This is a genomic window from Fundidesulfovibrio butyratiphilus (assembly GCF_054657235.1).
In genome coordinates this window covers 550217-567907 of sequence record NZ_BAAHXA010000002.1, presented here as the reverse complement: position 1 = coordinate 567907, position 17691 = coordinate 550217, and the positions used below count along the sequence as shown (strand labels likewise).

Sequence of the window (17691 nt, the reverse complement as noted above, 5' to 3'; positions counted from 1 at the left end):
AGCGAACCGTTCGACACGGTTCCCGGTCTCGAATCCGGGGCCTTTTCTGGACCGGCGGTGATCGAACCGCGCTGCGCCTTGTGCGCCCACTGGGACACTCGAGACGCCCTGGTGGGTTGGTGCCAAGAGATCACCGGCGTGTTTCGCGCCCTGCCCGAAACCTGTGTGGACGGATTGGCCACGTGCCGTACGGCCGCCGTCGGAAGCTGTCGCCTCTTCACTCCCTCGGACGAGACCCTGCGGGAGGAAAAGGCCTGGAAAGACCATGAAAACGACCTGCGCCGGGCCGCCGGAACCGACTATCCGGCCAGTCTGGCCCGGTAGTCATAAAAGTAGAGTGCCAAGGAGTACCCATATGGCCTACATCGGCGCGAAACTCGAAGCCGTCCACCCCGAGCCGCCCACCCCGCTGTTGCCCGCGGGAGAATATCCCTGCGTGGTGACGGACAGCCTGCTCATCAAATCCCGTGCGGGCCGGCCGCTGCTCAAGTTGGTGCATGAAGTCACGGAGGGCCCGTACGCCGGACGCAAGATTTTCGACGGCGTCCTGCTGGACCATGAACCCGGACTGGCCCGACTGAAGATGCTGGCCATCAAGTCCGGCCACCCGAATCCGAATTTCGTCAGCGACTCCGAAGAACTGCACGGCCTGCGCTTCGTGGCTAGGCTTTCGGTGGAAACCGGCGACGACGGCGAGACGCCCCTGCGCAATCAGGTCCGGGCCTATAAGGCCCTGGACTCGCGGACCAGCGTCCCGTCCGATTCGCAAGACCGTTTCCGGGCCGGCGCCCGCCAAGTTTTCTGACCGGCGCTCTTTTCGACGAATCGGAACATTTTGTACCTCCAACCAGGCCAGGCGCACCCCCACGCGAGCGAGCGCCGGCCTGTCCCCATAGAGACCGGTCGAGCAGGGCGGACCGGCCCTTCCCACCCCATCCCCGCACCCTCCGGGGGTCGGCATACGCCGGCCCCCGCGCCCGGGGAAAGCCAGAGAGGTTTGCATGCTGTGTCCCGTCTGCGGCCAGGAAACCCGGGTCATCGAAACCGACAAGCTCGAAAGCACGGTGCTGCGCGTTCGCTGGTGCAAGAACCCGAAGTGTCGCCAAACCTTTGAAACCCAAGAAGCCGTTTCGGGTCTGTCCGAGCGCGACGCTTTCCCCAAGAACCCGCCCCGGATGCACACTCCCGGTCCGGGGCCGCGCGCAAAGGGTCCGGGACAGGGCCACGTCTCAAACGCAACTGGCCGTTAAAAAATGCCGATCCACGCGCCCCGTTCAATAGCCTGTTGAAAAATCCTTGCTGGCTGCGTTGCTGCGAAAAACGCAACCCCTCAACGGATGCCAACTCCGCTTCGGGCTTGACTTTTTTTCGCGCCTTGCCAGCAAGTTTTTTGAACAGGCTGCAAGAATCGACGTTTTGGGCGGGCTGTCAACGGCAAACCAAGGGCAAACGCCGACCCAGTTCGATCCCCCGCGGGGAGAGTTCGGCCACATACGGCCACACTTCCACCCCGGCGTCCACGGCCTGCCAGAATTCGCGCGCATAGTCCGGGTCGATCAGGTCGGCCGGTCCGAAACAGGAGGCGTCCGGACGCTGCACGAGAAAAAACAGGGCCGCGCGCGTTCCGTCCCCGGCCAACCGGCTCAACTCCGTCAGGTGCTTGCGCCCCCGCTCGGTGGGCGCGTCCGGGAAAAGAGCCACGTCGTCCTCGGACAGGGTGACGTTCTTGGCCTCGATGTACACCGGTCCCCCCGGACCATCGGCCAGGGCGTCGAGGCGTCCGCCGGGAAAGGGCGGTTCCAAACGCAAACGCGTTGTCCCGGCCAGTTCGGGCAGACGCGCGGCGGCCCAGGCGGCCTTGAGAAGCCGGTTGGGCGTGGCCGTGTTCACCCCCACCCAAAAGCCTTCCCTCCCGGAACCAAAGCGGACCATCTCCAAGGTGTGGACGTATTTACGCGCCGGATTGTCGCTTGCGCTCAGGAGAATCTCGCTCCCCGGACGCAACAGCCCCAGCATGGAGCCGGTGTTGTTCGTATGGGCGGTGAAAGCACCGGACTCGTCGTAGGCGTCCACTAAAAAACGCTTGCGTCTCCCCGCCAAACGGGCCGCGCGAAGCGGAACACGGAAGGGCAAAAGCGGCCGGTATGAATTTACTGTCGGCAATTTTTCCTCTACAACGGGCGCTGGCCGTTTCGCCGTCAACTCGCTCAAAAAGAGACCTCCATGCGCACCGCTCTCAAACTGTCGCGTATCAAGCCCTCGGCCACCCTGGCCATGAACACCATGGCCCAGGAACTCAAGGCCAAGGGCAAGGCCGTCATCAGCCTGGCCGTGGGCGAACCGGACTTCCCCACGCCCGACCACGTCAAACTGGCCGCCAAAGAGGCCATCGACGCCAATTTCACCCGTTACACCCCGGTACCAGGCATCCCCGAGCTGCGCCAAGCCGTGGCCAACTATTTCAGGAATTCCGCCGGAGTCGAGGCCCCGCCCGAGGCGGTCATCGTCTCCAACGGCGGCAAGCAGGTTCTGTACAACCTGCTGGTGGCGCTCATCAACCCCGGCGAAGAGGTGCTCATCCCCGCGCCCTACTGGGTCAGCTACCCCGACATGACCCTGCTGGCCGGCGGCACGCCCGTGCCCGTGCCCAGCGACCCCGAAAACGGCTTTCTGGTCAGCGTTGACGAACTGGAAAGGGCCCGCACCCCGGGGTCGCGCATTCTCATGCTCAATTCGCCCTCCAATCCCACCGGCGGTTGCTACACCCAGGACCAGCTCGACGCCATCATGGAATGGGCCATGGCCAACGACCTGTTCGTCATTTCCGACGAAATCTACGACCAGTTGGTCTATCCCCCGGCCACGGCCGGAAGCTGCGCAAAATGGTGGACCAAGTATCCCGAGCGGGTGGCCGTGGTCAACGGCGTGTCCAAAAGCTTCGCGATGACGGGTTGGCGCGTGGGCTGGTGCCTGGCCCATCCCGACCTGGTGAAGGCCCAGGCCAAGATCCAGGGGCAATCCACCTCCAACGTGTGCTCCGTGGCCCAAAAGGCCGCCCTGGCCGCCCTGACTGGCGGGTTCGAGCATGTGGAGGTCATGCGCCAGGCCTTTCAGCGTCGCCGGGATCTGGCGCTCGAAATCATGGCCGGCTGGCCCGGTGTGCACTGTGCGGTTCCGGGCGGCGCGTTCTATCTGTTTCCCAGTGTGGCCTCGCGCTACGATGCCTCCTGCCCGAACAGCGCGGCGCTTTGCGCGCGCATACTCGAAGAGGCCCTGGTGGCCCTGGTGCCGGGCTCGGCCTTCGGCGACGACCGGTGCATCCGCTTTTCCTACGCCGTGGCGGACGAGACCCTCATCCGGGCGCTGGAGGCCGTGGGCAAGATACTCGGAGCGTAGGGCCGGCCGCGACGCAAAGGCGTATCCCGGCGCGCCGGACCTTCAGCCAGACTGACAACCGATCCCACAAGGAGCAAGCGCTATGTCGAAAAACGTTCTCGACTGGACCAACGCCTTTCCGTCCCGCGTCTCTCCCAGCGCCGGACAGGCCCGCATCGGCTGGTTCGTGGAGAAGCTGGCCACGGAGCTTTCCGGGGCCGACGGCGGCAAGCTGCCCTTCATCAACCTGCCGCACTGGCCGGCCCTCAAGTCCCAGCTGGCCGAGTTGGCTCCCAAGCTCAAACGCTTCGAACACATGCTGCTTCTGGGCATCGGCGGTTCGGCCCTGGGCGCTCGCGCCCTGCAAAAGGCCTTTTTTCCGGCCCAGGACCAGCCCTGCCACGCCGGCCCCTGGCTCTGGATCGCCGACAACGTGGACGCCGCGTCGCTTACCGCCTATTTCACCAAACTGCCCGCAGAAAAGACCGTGGTGGTGGCGGTGAGCAAGTCCGGCGGCACCATCGAGACCACCAGCCAGTATTTCCTGGCCATGCAGTGGCTGCGCGACAACCTGGGCGACGCCTGGAAGGACCATCTGGTCATGGTCACCGGCGAGGAAGGGTTCTTCCGGCAGGAGTCGAAACGCCACGGCTTCGCCACCCTGCCCGTGCCCACCTATCTGGGAGGACGGTACTCGGCGCTTTCGGCCGTGGGGCTCATCCCGGCGGCGTTTCTGGGCATCGATTACGAGGCCCTGGTCGAAGGCGCCCTGGCGGTCACCTCGCCCCTGTTCGAGACCATCCTGTCGCCCAAGATACTGGCCGAACACCCGGCGTGGAAACTGGCCACCTGGAACTGGTCCCTGGTGGACGCCGGGTTCAACCAGCTCATCTTCTTCAGCTACGTGCCGCCCCTGGCCACGTTCGGGGCCTGGTTCGCCCAGCTCTGGGCCGAAAGCCTGGGCAAGAACGGCAAGGGGTCCATGCCCATTCCGGCCGTGGGCGTCACGGACCAGCACTCCATCCAGCAGATGTTTTTGGACGGCCCCAAGGACAAGGGCTGCCTCTTCATCACCAGCGACAACATGCCCGAGGGCTTGGCCTTTCCCGGCTCCCTCCCCGACGAGTTCGGCTACCTGCGCGGCAAGATGCTCGGCGACCTGCTCGACGCCGAAGCCCTGGGCTCGCGCATGGCCATGACCCAAAACAACATTCCCCTGGTGGGGGTCCACCTGTCCCGCTGCGCCGAACACGAGGCCGGACGCCTCATGGCCCTGCTTGAACTGACCACCGTGTTCACCGGCTGGCTCTTGAACATCGACCCCCTGGATCAGCCCGCCGTGGAGCTCGGCAAACGCCTGGCCAAGGCGCGTCTGGGCGCTCAGGGTCTGACAAAAGAAAAGGCCGACCTGGAGGCCTTTCTCACTCAGGCGCCCAACACCACGGAGTTCTAGCACGTGAATGCGCCCCGGGAGGCCGGCGAGGAACGGTCTTTCAACCTGGTCAAGGTGGTCTCCTGGGGCACGCTCGTGCTCATCGTGTTGGCCAGCCTGTTTCTGTCGATGTTTTTGGCCAACTACGCCCGCCAGATGCTCCTGGCGAAACAGCAGGAGTACGCCCTGCTGCTGGCGGAAAACCTCAACCACCAAATTTTTCGACGTTTCACCCTGCCGAGTTTTCTCAAATTCAACGCGGTGGAGCTGTCCAACCCCGAACAATACGCCCTGCTCAACACCGTGGTGCAGTCCACCATCGAAAATTTTTCGGTGCTCGACCTGCGCATCTTCGACCACAACAAGGTGGTTTCCTTCGCCCTGGACAAGAACCTGGTGGGCCAGCCCGGCCTGGCCGGCGAGGCCGTGGAGCGGACCCTGGAAAAAGGGTCCTACAATTTCGACATCATTTACCGAATGAGCGCCCTGGAAGGCCTCTTCAGCCAGGTGATTCCCCCCCAGAGCGTGGTGCTGCGCACCACCTACGCCCTGCGCGCCGAAGTGGGACTGGAAGCCGGCAAGCCGTCCGGCCCCATCATGGGCGCCATGGAGTTCACCCAGGACATCACCGCCGACTACCAGAAGGTGCTCACCTTCGAACGCATCATCGTCTTTTCGGCCCTGGCCACGGCCGTGGCCGTGTTTTTCATCCTGCGCATGGTCCTCACCCGCATCGACCGGGTGAACGCCCAGCGCCAGGGAGAACGCGAGGCCTACGAACGCGAACTCATGCAGCACGAAAAGCTCGTGAGCATGGGCCGCATGGTGGCCGGCATCGCCCACGAGATCCGAAACCCCCTGGGCATCATCCGCTCCAGTTCCGAGCTGCTCATGACCCGGCTGTCCGACAAGGACGCCCTCACGGCCAAGATCCTGGCCGCCATCCACGAGGAGTCGGTGCGCCTTTCCAAGACCGTGGGCGACTTTCTCGACTACGCCCGGCCCAAACCGCCCCAGGTCGACCCCATGGACCTGGCCCTGGTGCTGGACCAGGCCCTGGCCTTTCTCGAACAGCGGTGCCGGGAACTCAAGATCGAAGTCGTGCGCGACTACCCGCACAGCCTCACCGTGAAGGGCGACAAGAACCTGCTCTACCGGGCCATCTACAACGTGTTGGCCAACGCCATGGAGGCCATGGCCGACCTGCCCGCCGACCCCGGGGAAACCCTGCGCGGACAAATCGTCATACGCGGGCTGACCGCCGAGGGCCGGGTGATCCTCTCGGTGGTGGACACCGGACCGGGCTTCGACCCCAAGGTGCGCGACAAGCTGCTCGACCCGTTCTTCACCACCAAGGCTTCGGGCACGGGCCTGGGCCTGGCCATCGTGTCGAGCATCCTGCAAAGCCACGGCGCGACCATGGAGCTCGGCGACAACCCCGAGGGCGGCGCCAGGGTGGACATCACCTTCAGCGCGGCCTAAAATCCCTCCCATGCCCACACAGATTCTCGTCCTCGATGACGAACGCAACTATGTGCTCATTCTGGAAGCCCTGCTCACCGACGCCGGCTACGCCGTCACCGCGCTGGACGACCCGGAAATGGGCCTGGCCTATCTGGAAGAGTCCGAGGTGGATCTGGTCATCACGGACATGAAAATGCCCAAAATGACCGGACAGCAAGTGCTCGAACACGTGCGCAAGGCCTACCCCCACGTGCCGGTCATCATCATGACCGCCTTCGGCTCCATCGAAGGCGCGGTGGAAGCCATGCGGGTCGGGGCCTTCGACTACGTGACCAAGCCCTTCTCCAACGACGAACTCATGCTCACGGTGGCCAAGGCGGCCCAGTTCGCCAAGGCGCAACGCGAAAACATGCTGCTGCGCCAAAGCCTGGAAGAGCGTTTCGCCGTGCACCAGATCATCGGCCGGTCCAAGGCCATGGCCAGCGTGCTGGAGCTCGTGGAGCGGGCCGCCCCCTCGCGCTCCACCGTGCTCATCACGGGCGAGTCCGGCACGGGCAAGGAGATGGTGGCCAAGGCCATCCACTTCGCTTCGCCCAGAAAGGACGGACCGTTCATTCCGGTCAACTGCACGGCGCTCAATCCCGGGGTGCTGGAAAGCGAACTCTTCGGCCACGAAAAAGGGTCGTTCACCGGCGCCGTGGCCAGGCGTCGCGGCCGGTTCGAGATGGCCAGCGGCGGCACCCTGTTCCTGGACGAAATCGGCGAACTGTCGGCCGAGCTTCAGGTCAAGCTCTTGCGGGTGCTGCAGGAACGCACGTTCGAACGCGTGGGCGGAACCGAATCCATCGAGGTGGATATCCGGGTGGTGGCCGCCACCAACAAGGACCTGCAACAGGCCGTGGCCGCCGGAACCTTTCGCGAGGACCTCTATTACCGCTTGAACGTGGTGCGCATCGACATGCCGGCGCTGCGCGAACGCCGGGAGGACATCGCCCTGCTGGCCGGACATTTTCTGCGCAAGTACGCGGCGGAAAACGACAAGGCCCCCCGCTCCTTCACCACCGAGGCCATGGACGCCCTGACCGGCTACGAATGGCCGGGCAACGTGCGGCAGTTGCAAAACGTGGTGGAGCGTTGCGTGGTGCTGGCCGCGGGAGACCAGATCGGCGTGGAGGACCTGCCGGCCGAGCTGCGCGACGAGGAATCGCAGTACAAAAGCGCCGTGGATCTTCTGCCCGTGCGCATCAACCTCGGCGAGACCCTGGAAAAGATCGAGGCCGCCCTGGTGCGCCGCGCCCTGGCCAGAAGCGACTTCGTGCAGGTCAAAGCCGCAGAGATGCTGGGACTTTCCAAGAGCCTTTTGCAGTACAAGCTAAAAAAGTACAATATCGCTGGGCATTAGCCGCCCATTGAAACATCCCTTCGACGAGGTCGATCCGGGCGGACGGCCCGTTCGAAATCCTCTCGCACCGAACACGTGTGATCCACCAAGGGAAGACGCGCACTCCGGAAAAACCGAACGCGCCCTTGGCCGTGTCCCGTGCCTGGTCGTCGAAACAGTCGATTCGTGCAGCCTGCGAGAATGTTGCACCAGGCTGTTCCGCAAGGCGGTCAACGGGCCTCTGTCACCAATCCACCGGACAGCGCACCACCTTGCCCGCCTTGTTGGTGTAGAGCAGGTACCCGTTGTCGCGGCCGAAGAGGTAGAGGTCACGGGTGATTTCCACGTCCTTGCGGCAATAGGCCTCGATATCGGCCAGGCGGCCTTCCTTCCACCATTTGAGCGCCTTCAGGCCGTCGGCGCTCTTGGCCGCGCCCAGGGTGGCCTGGGCCAGGGTGTCGAGCGAGATCCTGACCCCGAGCCGGGCATGAATGCGTTCGAGCATGTCCAGGGTGGGCAGGTCCGCCAGCTTGAAATCGCCGTAGGCCCCCAACACCGAGTAGTCGAACCGCTTGATGTTGAATCCCACCACCAGGTCGGCGGCGCGCAGAGCCTCCACCAGGGCCTGCGCCTGATCCTCGCGAAAGGCCCGGCTTTCGTTCAGGACCGAGTCGTACACCACGCCCAGGCTCATCTTCATGCGGTCGGCGCGCCCCCAGCCGCCCACCTCCTGGGCCGAAAGCTGCGTTTCCAGGTCCATGACCGCGAAGCGGGCCGGGAGGACCTTTTCCCCCGCTTCGGGCTTGGCCGGCTCCGGCGGGGAGGCCACCAGCTCGACCACCGCGCCGTCTCCCTCCTCGGACACGCCGTCAAGGATGGCCTGCAAAATGAACTGCGAGGCCAGCTTGTCGATAGGGCGATTTCCCGAGCCGCACTTGGGCGAATGCACGCACGAGGGGCAGCCGTTTTCGCAGCCGCAGCCGGCGATGGCGGCCAGAGTGCGGGTGAAAAGCTCCTCCATGCGGCCGAAGGCCTGGCGCGTGAGCCCCACTCCGCCGGGCATGGCGTCGTAGATGAACACCGCCGCCCTGGCCAACTGGGGGTGCAGGGGCGTGGAGATGCCGCCCAGGTCGTTGCGATCCGTCAGCACCAGGAGCGGCAGCACGGCTATGGCCGCGTGTTCCGCCGCGTGGATGCCGCCCATGAAGTGGAAAAGCCGCCGTTCCGTCTCGTCCTGCACGGGGCGGGGGATTTCGAACCACAGCCCTTCCGTCTCGAAGGTCAGCGGGGGAAAATCCAGGGGCACGATGTTGAGGAGCTGTCCGCCCCGGGTCTTGCGCCGCTCGTACCCGGTGATGGTCTCGGTGACCTTGAGCCGGCCCAGGCCCACCCTGGCCCCGAAGGCCCGGCCGTGGTCCAGCACTTCCAGGATTTCCGTGGTCTTGTTGCCGCGCACGCGGGTGTAGTAGTCCACTTTTTTCTCTTCCACCCGCACCCGCTTGTCCGCGATGGAGAATTCGGTCACCAGGTAGAGCCGCCCCCGGTGAAGGTAGACCGCGCCGGGGTGGGTCTCGCGAAAGGCCCGGTGCTCGTCCACGAACCCGATGCCCTGTCCGGTCTGATCCTCTATGTGGTAGCGGCCTCCGGCTCCGCGCAGGTCCACGTCCCGATGGGGCGACTTTCTGGCCGCGAAATAGCGTCGCCCTTCCTTGTCGAGCAACAGCTTTCCTTTGGCGGCCAGCATTTCCACCTGCCTGGCCGCTTCGGGCCGAGCCAGCCAGGGTTCGTCCAGGGCCAAGGGGAGTTCGGCGGCCGCGCACTCCAGGTGACGGGCCAAAATGATGGGATTGTCGGGATTGATCACCGCGTCTTCGGGCGGGCGGTCGAAAAAATCCTGGGGATTTCGCATGAAATACTGGTCCAGGGCGTCCTCTCCGGCCACCAGCACCACGGCCGAGTCCCCGAGCCCCCTGCCCACCCGGCCCCCGCGCTGCCAGGTGCTCATGACCGTGCCCGGATATCCCACCAGAATGCACAGATCGAGACCGCCGATGTCGATGCCCAGCTCCAGAGCCGAGGTGGTGATGACGGCCAGCAGGTCTCCCGAGGCCATGCGGGCTTCGATGTCGCGGCGTTCCTCGGGCAAAAAACCGGCCCGATAGGCGCTGATGCGCTTGGCCATGGGGCCGGCCCGTTCGCTGGCCCACAGGGCGATGAGCTCCACCATCTTGCGCGACTGGGCGTAGACAATGGTGCGAAGCCCCCGGTGCAGGGCCGCGCGCAGGAGTTGGATGGCCGTGTTGGCCGCGCCCTCCAGAGGATTGATGAAAAGAAAGTGGCGCTTTCCCGAGGGCGCGCCGGATTCGCTCACGGTCTCCACCGGCAGATCGGTCAGGGCCTGGGACAGGGCGGCCGGGTTGCCGATGGTGGCCGAGCAGAACACGAAAGTCGGCCGGGCCCCGAACCGGGAACACACCCGCTCCAGGCGACGAAACACGTGGGCCATGTGCGAGCCCATGACTCCCCGATAGGTGTGCACTTCGTCCACCACCACGTAGGCGAGCCCGGCCAGGAACGTGGCCCAGGTTTCGTGATGGGGCAGAAGCGAGAGGTGGAGCATCTCGGGATTGGTGAGCAGGATGTTGGGCGGATTTTCGCGCAACTTCTTGCGCCGGTAGGGGCTGGTGTCGCCGTCATAGATGGCGGCCGTGGGCCGCGACGACTTGGGCAAGGGCGCGAGAAACTCTTCCAGGGAGCGCAACTGGTCCTGGGCCAAGGCCTTGAGCGGGAAAAGATAGAGCGCCCGCCCGGCCGGATCGGAAAGCACCTGGTCGAGCACCGGCAAGGTGTAGGTCAGGGTCTTGCCGCTGGCCGTGGGCGTGGCGGACACCACATGGCGTCCGGCCCGGGCCAGGGAGGTGGCCAGCGCCTGATGGCTGTAGAGGCGCGTCAGGCCCCGCGCGGCCAAAAGTTCGCGCACGGCGGCCGTAAAGGGACGCACGGGCTCGCCGTAGAGGGCTTGGCGAGCCGGAAGAACGCGGTGGTGGCAGATGCGGTTTTTGAAACGCTCGGCAGCCTTGAGCGCCGCGACGTATTCCTCGATATCGGATGGATTCTGGGGAAACATGCCCGTCCTTGCGCGATGGCGCGGCCCGCAGAACGCGGGCGTTTGCGCGAGTGTACGGCTCTTGTCCGACCTTGGCAACCGGACGCGCCGGCGCGTCCCTTTTCCCGAGGCCGAGGAGCCCAGCCGGCCAGCAGAGCCGCGCCCCCGGCCCGGCGATCGCGCGGGCGTTGTTTTGCCCGGTGTTTTGGATTACCAAACCGGGCGACGCCACCGTAACGCCCTTCGGCCGACAAGGACGCTTCCCGTATGACCACCTCCGCCTTCCCGGAAAAACGCTCCCGCCTGGACCTGGGTTTCCTGGCCCTTCTGGCCCTGGTTGTCGCGGCCAACTGGCTGGTGGAGCCCAAAGTCGTGCAAAACGACACCAGCGCCGCGCTGCAGCAGTTTTTCTGCATCTACAACGAGTTCTTTTTCCACGGCGAGCTTCAGGGCTGGGACCCCTTCTATTTCTTCGGCGTGGCCACGGACGTGCGCCTGCTCACCGCCATGTCCTGCCCGCTCTATTTCACGGCCGTCGCGGGCAAACTCCTGCACGTGCGCGACGCCTTTACGCTGTTCAAATGCGGGCTGGTGCTCGAACAGATCCTTCTGACCACGGGCGTGTACCTGCTCGGCCAAAGCCTCTACCGCCACCGGCGGGCGGCCCTGTTCACGGCCCTGTGCGCGGCCCTTTCCGCGGTGTGGATCATCCAGGTGTGGTTCAACTTCCGCAACTACGCCCTGATGCCGTTCGTGCTCTTTTTCGGCGTGGAGTTCTTCCGCAAACAGAAACCGTCCCTGCTCTTCGCGGCCGGCGTGGTTTTCGTGCTCTCGCAACTGGGCTCGCCCGGCTATTTCGCCCCCGTGCAGGTGCTGGTCCTGACCGTCTTTCTGGGCCTTTTGGCCCTGACGCGCCGCGCCCGGGGGCTTCCCGTTCTGCCCGGCCCCGGAGCCTGGCTCGCGCCCGGGTCCCTGGCCTGGCTGGCCATTTTGACCGTGATCGGCCTGAGCTTCGTCTCCTTCTGCACCACCCTGCTCCATTACGACGTCATGGCCGGCTACGGCGGACGCGATCCGCTGACCGGCAAGGCCACCCTGCACAACTACCTGACCGTGCTCGACGACCCGGCCAAGGCCTTTTCCAGCCTGTGGGAACTGGTTTACGCCGCTCCCCGGGACTGGATCTTCACCCTCTACGCCGGGCTTTTCGCCGTGCCCTTCGCCCTGTATGGGCTGGCGCTGCGCCGCCACCACCAGAGCCCGGCCCTGGCCCCCACCCTGGCCGCCCTGGGGGCGTGCCTGGCCCTGGCCCTGGGACAGGCCACTTTCGTGGCTCCCCTGGCCTACCACGTTTTTCCCCTCATGGACCGCACCCGCTACCTGCTGGCCCAGTTGGCCCTGGTGAAGTTTTTTCTCATCCTGCTCGCAGGCTTCGGAGCGGACCTCTTTCTGGACGCCCTCGCGGGCGAAGCCGACGAATCCAGACGCCGCGTGCGTCTGGCGGCCTGGCTGTGCGCCGGAGTCTGCGCGGCCGTTCTGGTCGTGGACCTGACGTACGGCATCTCCCACGGCTATCCCTATGCGGCGCAACTGTTGCCCTACGCCTTTCACTTCCTGCCGCTCGGGCTGCTGGGCGGATTCGCCCTGTACCTGTTCACCACCGACCAGGCCCGGACCAGGGCCTTCGCCTGGCTGTTCGGCTTGGCCGGGACGGACCTGGCCTCCTACGCTTTTCTGCTGGTGTTTTCCTTCCTGCCCACGCCCCCGGCGGGCGCTCCCGGCCACACGGGAGACGCCCCGCTCACCGAGCGCCAATTCCGCCAAGGACTCGAAGAAATGCGCCAGGCCTTTCTGGTTCGGCCCTCCGTCTATCAGCAAACCCGTTTTCCCTCGGCCCAACTGGCCATGCGCGATCCCCTGAGCGCCAGGCGCCTGGCCTACTACAACCTCGAATACGGCGACCTCTTCAACTTTCTGTTCCTCGACGTGTGCGACCCGACCCCGCGCGCTCCGGTCACCCACATCAACACGGGCCTGGTGCGCTTCACCCACGCCAAACTCGGCCTGGACCTGGACGAAAGCCTGCACCTGGACAATCCCTGGATCATGAACAGAGTCTTAAGTCCCTGGCGCTACGTGGGATGCGGGACGCCCAAGGCCTTTCTGGCCGCCGACGTCTTCAAGGCCGACAGCCCGGCCCAGGCCGCCGCCTACCTGGCCGAAGTGGGCGACGCCGACGTGCGGCCGGTCGTGTTGCCGGCCGAGCCCTATTACGCGCCCTTGACCGAAACCCAGCGCCGCCTGCGGCCCACGGTGCTTTTGTGCCCGCGCGAGGGCCTGTGCCAGGAGGCCGATCCGGGCGACCCCGCGTTCTGGGACGCGGCCCGCGCCGCCTTCCCCGACTTCCGGCGCACCGTTTTCTACACCTACCCCCAGCCCAAGACCGTGGTGAAATACCGTCTGGGGCCGGACAAACCCGCCGACGCGCCGCTCATGCCCCGCACCTGGACCCTTTCCGGCTCCAACGACGGCCGCCACTGGACCGTGCTGGACCGCCGCGACGACGTTCCCGCCTGGGAGCCGTCGGGACATCGGGATTTCGTGCTTTCGGCCCCGGCCGCGTACCGCTACTACGTGTTTGACGCGGAACGCGCCGGCGAGGGCGGACGCTTCAGCCTGGGCGCGTTGAGCCTGCTCGCTTTCGGCGACCTTGCGCCGCCGGACCGCAAGGCTCTGCCCGTCACGGTGGAGAACTTCCGAGCCAACGGGGTGACCATGCGCGCCGACGTGCCCCCGGGCGAACCGCGCTGGCTGGTGTATCTGGACAACGCCGACCCGGGCTGGACGGTCCTGGTGGACGGCCACAGCGCCCCCCTGTACCTGGCCAACCTGGCCTTCAAGGCCGTGCGCCTCGACCCGGGGTCGCACACCGTGGTCTTCGACTACCGGGGCAAGGGGAAAAGCCGTCTGATCGGCTGGGAATTTCTCGTGTGCGCCACCCTGTTCACCCTCTGGGGCCTGTGGCTGACGGCGGCCCTGGCCTTTCCGGCCCTGCCCCGGCCCTGCCCCCGCACGCCGCGAAATCGGTAAGGAGCCCCCCATCAAACGCTGCCTCGCCTGCCACACCCCCTTCGACCGGACGGACTGGACCTGTCCGGCCTGCAATTTCGTACCGGAGCCGATACGAACCATTCCCGCCTTCGCGCCCGCCCTTTCCGGCGTCGACGACCAGTATCCGCCCGAAGTCTACGAGCGCATGGCCCGACTGGAGGAGACCTTTTTCTGGGGTCTGGCCCGGAACCGCCTTGTGGGCCTAACCCTGGACCGGCTCTTTCCCCGGGCCCGGACATTTTTCGAGGCCGGATGCGGCACGGGCCATGTGCTCGGCCACCTGGCCCGAACCCGCTCGGACCTGGAGCTCACCGGCTGCGACCTGCACCTGGAAGGCCTGGCCATAGCCCGGCAACGCGCGCCGCGCGCGGAGCTTTTGCAGGCCGACATCACGGACCTGCCCTTTCGCGAGCACTTCGACGTGGTCGCGGCCTTCGACGTGATCGAACACCTGGACAACGACGCCCCGGCCGTGGCCGAATTGGCCCGGGCGCTCAAGCCCGGGGGAGGTCTTCTGCTGGCCGTCCCGCAGCATGGCTGGCTCTGGTCCCAGTGGGACACGTTCTCGCACCACCGTCGCCGCTACGGCCGCGGCCGGCTCACGACCCTGGTGCGCGAGGCCGGTCTTACCCCGATCTGGGCCACCTCGTTTCTCACGCTGTTGTTGCCCGCCCTGATGGCCGCACGCATGGTCGAGCGCCTGCCCGGAGTCAAGGCACCCACCGATCCCCTGGACGAGATGCGCCTGGCCGCCCCTCTCAACGCCCTGTTCGCCGGGGTCTGCGCCCTGGAACGCACGCTCATCCGGGCCAAGGTCCCCATGCCGGCCGGCGGCTCGCTGCTCATGGCGGCGGTAAAGCCGTGAACGCGTTCCGCACGTTCGCCCGACCGCCCCGCCCGGACGCCCCGGACCCGCGCGCTCGACACGGAGCGAGGACATGAGCGTGACGAACCGTCTCATCCCCCTGGCCTGGGACAGCGACCACTTCGGCCTGCCCATGGGGCGCATCGAGGCCAGCGGCCTGGAAGACGCGGCCGCCCTGCGCCTGGCGGAAGAGGCCCGCGCCCGGGGGCTGGCCCTGGTGGAGGCCTTTTGCGAAGTCGGCGACCCGGCGAGCGTCGCGGCCCTGGAAGGAGCGGGATTTCGCCACCTGGAGGTGAAGGTCCATCTGGACATGGCCCTGGACGCCCCCTCCGAGACGTCCCCACCCCGGTCCGAGACGGCGCTCTCCCCGGCCACGCCGGAACAGGCCCCGGGCCTGGCCCAGGCCTTTTGCCGCTCCTTTGCGGATTCCCGCTACCTGCGCACGCCAGGCGTCAGCGTGGAACGCGTCCACGCCCTGTACGCCACCTGGATCGACAAGTCCGTTCGCGGGACCTTCGATCACCTCTGCCTCACCCTCACGCGGGACGGACGCGCGGCCGGCATCTGCACCCTGCGCTTCGACGCCGCCCTGGCCCGCATCGGCCTGTTCGCCATGCACCGAGACTTTCGCGGCCAGGGCCTGGGCCTGGCCCTGCTTCAGGGCGTGGCCGACCACGCCAGACAACGCGGCTTGTCCGCCCTCGCCGTCACCACCCAGGGCGGGAACATCCCCGCCTTGCGCCTTTACGGCCGGGCGGGCTTTCTGGTACGTCGCATCCAACTGTGCATGTATCGAAGGCTCCCGTGACCATATCCTCGTCCCCTTTTCCGTCCGTTTCCGTCGTGGTGCCGGTGTACAACGCCGAGCGCAGCCTGTCCGAACTCTGCAAGCGCCTTGCGGCCGTGCTGGACGGCCTGGGCCTCGACTGGGAGGCCGTGCTCGTGGACGACGGCAGTCGCGACGCCAGTTGGAGCGTCCTTTGCGACCTGGCATCCTCGAACGAGCGCCTGCGCGCCGTGCGCCTCATGCGCAACCACGGCCAGCACAACGCCCTGCTCTGCGCCGTGCGCCTGGCGGGAAAGGACGTCATCGTCACCCTGGACGACGACCTGCAACATCCGCCCGAAGAAATTCCCAAGCTTCTGGCAGAGTTGGCCAAAGGTCACGACGTGGTGTACGGCGCGTTCCCCGAGGAGCGTCAACCCCTGCTGCGCCGTCTGGCCACCCGCGTCACCAAGCGCGTCCTGCAAAGCGCCATGGGCGTGAGCGCCGCCAAGACGGTCACGGCCTTCCGGGCGTTTCGCACCGAGTTGCGCCAGGCCTTCGCCGGGTACCAGGGCCCCATGCCCAACCTCGACGTCCTGCTTTCCTGGGGCGCGGCGAAGTTTTCCAGCACCGCGGTGCGCCACAACCCGCGCCAGACCGGAACCTCCGGCTACACCGTGCGCAAACTGGCCGTTCACACCCTGAACATGGTCACCGGCTACACCGTGCGCCCCTTGCAACTGGCCAGCCTGATGGGCTTCGCCCTCACCCTGGTCGGGCTCTGCCTCCTGCTCTTCGTGCTCGGGCGCTACATGGTCTCGGGCACCACGGTGCAGGGATTTCCCTTCCTGGCCTCCATCATCTGCCTGTTTTCCGGCGCGCAGCTCTTCGCCCTGGGCATCATGGGCGAATACTTCGCCCGCATGCACCTGCGCCTCATGGACAAGCCGGTGTACACCGTGGCCGAAACCGTCAACTGCCAAAAGCCCGCACCCAGACCATGACCTACCGCATTCCCTTCAACCGGCCCTGTTTCGCCGGAAACGAACACCGCTACATCCAAGAGGCCATGGCCAGCGGCAAGATTTCCGGCGACGGCATCTTCACCAAGCGCGCCCAGGCCCTACTCGAAGACCGCCTGGGCCTTTCCAAGGCCCTGCTCACCACGAGCTGCACCCACGCCCTGGAGATGACCGCCCTGCTCCTGGACCTTAAACCCGGCGACGAGGTGATTCTGCCCGCTTTCACCTTCGTGTCCACGGCCAACGCCTACGTGTTGCGCGGAGCCAAGCCGGTGTTCGCCGACATCCGACCCGACACCCTGAACATCGACGAATCGACCCTGGCCGGCCTGGTTACGGAGCGTACCAAGGCCGTGGCCGTGGTGCACTACGCCGGAGTGGGCTGCGAGATGGACGCCATTAACGCCCTGTGTCGTCAGCGCGGCCTGGCCGTGGTGGAAGACAATGCCCACGGCCTGTTCGCCGCCTACAAGGGGCGGATGTTGGGGACGCTGGGCGACATGTCCACCTTGAGCTTTCACGAGACCAAGAACATCACCTGCGGCGAGGGCGGGGCCCTGTGCCTGCCGGGGCCGGACTTGGCCCAGCGGGCCGAAATCCTGCGGGAAAAGGGCACCAATCGGGCCCGATTTTTCCGGGGAGAAGTGGACAAGTACTCCTGGGTGGACCTGGGATCGAGCTACGTGCCCTCCGAGGTGCTGGCCGCCTTTCTCTTCGCCCAGTTGGAACGGGCCGAGGCCATCCAGAAAAAACGCCGCGCCATCTGGGAGCGCTACGACGCGGAACTGGCCGACTGGGCGAAGCGCATCGGCGCGCGCCGCCCCGTGGTTCCGGCGCACTGCGACCAGTCCCACCACATGTATTATCTGCTCATGCCCAGCCTGGAGAGCCGCACCCGCCTGATCGAGGCCCTCAAGGACAAAGGCATGCTGGCCGTATTCCACTACCTGCCGCTACACCTGTCCACCATGGGAAGACGCTTCGGCGGCGAGCCCGGCCAGTGCCCGGTCTGCGAGGACGTGTCCGACAGACTGGTGCGCCTGCCCTTCTACAACGACTTGAGCGACGAGGAGCAGGGTGAGGTCATCGCGGCCATGACCGGTTTCGGCGGCTGATCGTTTGCCCTTGCGAAAAGATGTCGCGCGCGTTTCACACCGCTCGAAAAAAGA

General features: G+C 66.0%; 13 protein-coding genes. 11 read left to right on the top strand and 2 right to left on the bottom strand.

Annotated elements, in window-relative coordinates; genetic code table 11:
* Positions 1–57: 57 nt before the first annotated feature.
* On the top strand, positions 58–324 hold the full coding sequence (locus ACYQ01_RS13535) for a hypothetical protein (RefSeq protein WP_459934385.1): 267 nt from the start codon (positions 58–60) through the stop codon (positions 322–324).
* A gap of 31 nt (positions 325–355) precedes the next feature.
* On the top strand, positions 356–805 hold the full coding sequence (locus ACYQ01_RS13530) for a hypothetical protein (RefSeq protein ID WP_459934384.1): 450 nt from the start codon (positions 356–358) through the stop codon (positions 803–805).
* A 623-nt stretch (positions 806–1428) separates the two neighbouring features.
* On the opposite strand, the gene sfsA is transcribed toward ACYQ01_RS13530, so the two are convergent.
* The gene (gene sfsA, locus ACYQ01_RS13525; RefSeq protein WP_459934854.1) at positions 1429–2133 is read right to left on the bottom strand and encodes a DNA/RNA nuclease SfsA; all 705 of its coding nucleotides are present in this window, start codon (positions 2131–2133) and stop codon (positions 1429–1431) included.
* A gap of 90 nt (positions 2134–2223) precedes the next feature.
* Here sfsA and ACYQ01_RS13520 point away from each other — a divergent pair, with 90 nt between their 5' ends.
* The 4 genes from ACYQ01_RS13520 (at position 2224) to ACYQ01_RS13505 (ending at position 7673) form a co-directional block, all read left to right on the top strand.
* On the top strand, positions 2224–3396 hold the full coding sequence (locus ACYQ01_RS13520) for a pyridoxal phosphate-dependent aminotransferase (RefSeq protein WP_459934383.1): 1173 nt from the start codon (positions 2224–2226) through the stop codon (positions 3394–3396).
* An 82-nt stretch (positions 3397–3478) separates the two neighbouring features.
* Entirely contained in the window at positions 3479–4828 is a 1350-nt protein-coding gene (locus ACYQ01_RS13515) for a glucose-6-phosphate isomerase (RefSeq protein ID WP_459934382.1), read from the top strand.
* 3 nt (positions 4829–4831) lie between these two features.
* Positions 4832–6289, top strand: coding sequence for a sensor histidine kinase (locus ACYQ01_RS13510; protein WP_459934381.1), 1458 nt, complete (start codon positions 4832–4834; stop codon positions 6287–6289).
* A gap of 10 nt (positions 6290–6299) precedes the next feature.
* A complete protein-coding gene (locus ACYQ01_RS13505) occupies positions 6300–7673 on the top strand; it encodes a sigma-54-dependent transcriptional regulator (RefSeq protein WP_459934380.1) in 1374 nt (457 codons plus the stop codon).
* Between the two features lie 223 nt (positions 7674–7896).
* Here the strand turns inward: ACYQ01_RS13505 and ACYQ01_RS13500 are convergent, their stop codons facing one another.
* Complete coding sequence (locus ACYQ01_RS13500; RefSeq protein WP_459934379.1) at positions 7897–10779, bottom strand: DEAD/DEAH box helicase; 2883 nt, start codon at positions 10777–10779, stop codon at positions 7897–7899.
* Positions 10780–11025: 246 nt separating this feature from the next.
* Here ACYQ01_RS13500 and ACYQ01_RS13495 point away from each other — a divergent pair, with 246 nt between their 5' ends.
* The 5 genes from ACYQ01_RS13495 (at position 11026) to rffA (ending at position 17637) form a co-directional block, all read left to right on the top strand.
* On the top strand, positions 11026–13848 hold the full coding sequence (locus ACYQ01_RS13495) for a hypothetical protein (RefSeq protein ID WP_459934378.1): 2823 nt from the start codon (positions 11026–11028) through the stop codon (positions 13846–13848).
* Positions 13849–14014: 166 nt separating this feature from the next.
* Positions 14015–14734, top strand: a complete 720-nt coding sequence (locus ACYQ01_RS13490; RefSeq protein ID WP_459934377.1) for a class I SAM-dependent methyltransferase — start codon at positions 14015–14017, stop codon at positions 14732–14734.
* Between the two features lie 73 nt (positions 14735–14807).
* Entirely contained in the window at positions 14808–15542 is a 735-nt protein-coding gene (locus tag ACYQ01_RS13485) for a GNAT family N-acetyltransferase (RefSeq protein ID WP_459934376.1), read from the top strand.
* Positions 15539–16504, top strand: a complete 966-nt coding sequence (locus tag ACYQ01_RS13480; protein WP_459934375.1) for a glycosyltransferase family 2 protein — start codon at positions 15539–15541, stop codon at positions 16502–16504. Before ACYQ01_RS13485 ends, ACYQ01_RS13480 begins: the two co-directional genes overlap by 4 nt.
* Positions 16501–17637, top strand: a complete 1137-nt coding sequence (gene rffA / locus ACYQ01_RS13475) for a dTDP-4-amino-4,6-dideoxygalactose transaminase (protein ID WP_459934374.1) — start codon at positions 16501–16503, stop codon at positions 17635–17637. The genes ACYQ01_RS13480 and rffA overlap by 4 nt, the downstream gene beginning before the upstream one ends.
* Positions 17638–17691: the final 54 nt, after the last annotated feature.

Coding starts and splice junctions, on each gene's coding strand:
- ACYQ01_RS13495 (WP_459934378.1), top strand. CDS start 11,026: ATGACCACCTCCGCCTTCCCGGAAAAACGCTCCCGCCTGGACCTGGGT.
- ACYQ01_RS13520 (WP_459934383.1), top strand. CDS start 2,224: ATGCGCACCGCTCTCAAACTGTCGCGTATCAAGCCCTCGGCCACCCTG.
- ACYQ01_RS13505 (WP_459934380.1), top strand. CDS start 6,300: ATGCCCACACAGATTCTCGTCCTCGATGACGAACGCAACTATGTGCTC.
- ACYQ01_RS13490 (WP_459934377.1), top strand. CDS start 14,015: ATGGCCCGACTGGAGGAGACCTTTTTCTGGGGTCTGGCCCGGAACCGC.
- ACYQ01_RS13530 (WP_459934384.1), top strand. CDS start 356: ATGGCCTACATCGGCGCGAAACTCGAAGCCGTCCACCCCGAGCCGCCC.
- ACYQ01_RS13500 (WP_459934379.1), bottom strand. CDS start 10,779: ATGTTTCCCCAGAATCCATCCGATATCGAGGAATACGTCGCGGCGCTC.
- ACYQ01_RS13515 (WP_459934382.1), top strand. CDS start 3,479: ATGTCGAAAAACGTTCTCGACTGGACCAACGCCTTTCCGTCCCGCGTC.
- ACYQ01_RS13485 (WP_459934376.1), top strand. CDS start 14,808: ATGAGCGTGACGAACCGTCTCATCCCCCTGGCCTGGGACAGCGACCAC.
- rffA (WP_459934374.1), top strand. CDS start 16,501: ATGACCTACCGCATTCCCTTCAACCGGCCCTGTTTCGCCGGAAACGAA.